General features: G+C 77.8%; 3 protein-coding genes. All 3 read right to left on the reverse strand.

Annotated features, from left to right (window positions below):
* Nucleotides 1-782: ferredoxin (locus tag ACFWXO_RS44555; protein WP_380532786.1), on the reverse strand; the 782-nt coding region annotated here is incomplete at its 3' end.
* Entirely contained in the window at nucleotides 779-1,597 is an 819-nt protein-coding gene (locus tag ACFWXO_RS44560; protein WP_380532789.1) for an ABC transporter ATP-binding protein, read from the reverse strand. The genes ACFWXO_RS44555 and ACFWXO_RS44560, both read right to left, overlap by 4 nt.
* Nucleotides 1,594-2,580, reverse strand: a complete 987-nt coding sequence (locus ACFWXO_RS44565; RefSeq protein ID WP_380532792.1) for a FecCD family ABC transporter permease — start codon at nucleotides 2,578-2,580, stop codon at nucleotides 1,594-1,596. The genes ACFWXO_RS44560 and ACFWXO_RS44565 overlap by 4 nt, the downstream gene beginning before the upstream one ends.
* Nucleotides 2,581-2,707 lie beyond the last annotated feature (127 nt).

The following is a 2,707-nucleotide window of genomic DNA, read 5'->3' on the forward strand; positions in this document are numbered from 1 at the left end:
GGGGGGGGGCGGGGGTCTCTGGGGGGGGGGGGGGGGGGGGGGGGCCCCGGGCGGGGGGGGGGGGGGGGGGTGTGGGGGGGGGGGGGGCGGCGGCCCCCCGCGGGTTCCATCCCCCCGTACCAGACGTCGTCCGGCTGCACGCTGACGACCGGGGCCTGGTTGCAGGGGAACTGGCACCCGGTCTGGGTGACGAGCACGTCGTCGTCGCCGAGGCCGTGCTCGGCCAGCTGCCGCACCAGGGCGCGCAGTGCCTCCTCCGCCCCCAGGGCCGTGCACCGCGGGCCGCGGCAGACCAGCACCTGGTGCCGGTGGCCGGTGACGTCCTCCCAGGCCGCGGAGGTGAGGCCGGGTTCGCCGCCGGTGACGGGCCTCGTCGCCGCGGCGGCCGCGGCGACCGCGTCCGGTGAGTCGGCGAGGCGGGTCGCGACGAGGATCTCCGGCCGGTGGCCCGTGCGCTCGCGCCACCAGTGCGCCGCGATCCGCCGCAGCCAGGACTGGGCCGGGCCGGTGGCCGCGAGGCGGACGCCGATCAGGACCACGGTCCCGGCGCCGGCGTCGGCCAGCCTGGTCAGCTCGGCCGACAGGGAGGGGTCCGCCTGCTGCAGGAACGCGATCGAGGCCTGCTGCGCCGCCGCCGTCCGGAGCAGTTCGTCGCGACGGACGGCCTCCCCGATCGACATGCCGACCAGGACCGTGGCGGTGCGGCGGGCGGGGGCGTCCAAAGCGGGGGCGTCCAGGGCGGGGGCGTCCAAGGCGGGGGCATCCGGGGTGGGGGAGGTCATGGCGAAGTCCTTTCGTGGAGCAGTCCGTTCCACCGGATGTGCGGCCGGTCGTGCCGGGGGTGCCGTTCGACGGTGACGTCGACGCCGTAGACGTGCCCGATCGTGGCCGAGGTGAGCACCTCGGCGCCGGGCCCGTGGGCGACCAGCCGCCCGTCGAGCAGGACGGCGACCTCGTCGCAGTAGGCGGCGGCGAGTTCGAGGTCGTGCAGTGCGGCCACCGTGGTGATGCCCAGCCCGCGTACGGCGGCGAGGAAGCCGAGTTGGTGGCGCAGGTCGAGGTGGTTGGTGGGCTCGTCGAGCAGGAGCACGCCGGGCTCCTGCGCCAGGGCCCGCGCGAGCTGGACCCGTTGCCGTTCGCCGCCGGACAGCGTCGGCCAGGCCCGGTCGAGCAGGTGGCCGACGTCGGCCGCGGCGACGGCGTCGGCGACCACGGTCCGCTCGTGGGCGTCGGCGGCGGAGTTCCCCGGCACGGGCCAGCGGCCCCGGTGGGGCGTGCGCCCGAGCTCGATGACCTGGCGGACCGGCAGGGCCAGCCGGGTGTCCGCCTGCTGTTCCATGAAGGCCACCCGCTGGGCCCGGCGGCGGGCCGTGAGCGTGTGGAGATCCGCCCCGTCCAGGAGGACGCGCCCCGCGGACGGCCGGGTGAGTCCGGCGACCGCGCGCAGCAGGGTGGTCTTCCCGGCGCCGTTGGGTCCGAGCAGGCCGGTGACCCGGCCGGGGGCGAACGCGAGCGAGACCGCGTCGAGCAGGGTCGCGCCGCCGGCGCGCACGCCGAGTCCCTCCGCGCGCAGCTCGGCGGCGGGCGGCGCGGTCACAGCGTTCCCCCGTCGGCCCGGCCCTGGCGCCACAGCAGCCAGGCGAAGAAGGGCGCTCCGAGCCCGGCCGTGACGACGCCGACCGGGATCTCCCGGTCGGGGAGGACCGAGCGGGCCAGGACGTCGCTGCCCACCAGGAGGGACGCGCCCACCAGTGCCGATACGGGCAGCAGGAGGGCGTGGCGCGGGCCGCAGACGAGGCGGACCACGTGCGGGACGACCAGGCCGAGGAACCCGATGACCCCGGTGTTGGCGACCAGGCAGGCCGTCACCAGCGCGGCGGTGGCGATGAGGACCCACCGGGTGCGCTCGACGTGGACGCCGAGGGAGCGGGCGGAGGTCTCGCCGAAGGCGAAGGCGTCCAGGTCGCGGGCCGAGGAGGCCAGCACCATGACGCCGATCAGGGCGACCGCGGCCAGGAAGACGGCGGTGGGCCACCGTACGCCGGCGACCGAGCCCAGCGTCCACTCCATGACACCGCGCGCCGCGTCGCGGTCCCCGAGGACCAGCACGACGAACGAGGTGTACGCCCCGCACAGTTGGCCCACCGCGATGCCGGCGAGCACCGTCCGGGCGGTCGGCAGCGACCGGGTGCGCGCGCCGGCCAGTACCAGGACGACGACGGCGGCGAGCAGGGCGCCGGCGAAGGCCGCCGTCGCCACCGCGCCGGTGCCCACGGCGCCGGTCACGCCGACGCCGAGGACGATCACGGTCACCGCGCCGGCGGCGGCTCCGTCCGAGATACCGAGCAGGAAGGGATCGGCCAGGTCGTTGCCGGTCAGGGTCTGCAGCACCGCGCCGCAGACCGCGAGTCCGGCGCCGGTGGCGGCCGCTCCCAGGACCCGGGGCAGCCGCAGCTGCCAGACGATCCGGTCGTCCAGCAGGGTGACCTGCGGGTCGGCGAGTCCGAGTCGGCGCGCCACGACCTCGATCACGGTCGGGAGCGGCTCGTGGTGTGAGCCGACGGCCAGGCCGAGGAGCACGGTGGCCAGCAGCAGGGCCGCACCGACGGCCAGGGCCGCCGGGGGGGGGGGGGCGGGGCCCCGGCGCCCCGGGCCGCGGCGGGGGGGGCGGGGGGGGCTAGGAGTCGGGCACCGCCCGCCGCCCCCC

The sequence above is a fragment of the Kitasatospora sp. NPDC059088 genome, from assembly GCF_042738155.1.
In the GTDB taxonomy this organism is placed as follows: Bacteria; Actinomycetota; Actinomycetes; order Streptomycetales; family Streptomycetaceae; genus Kitasatospora.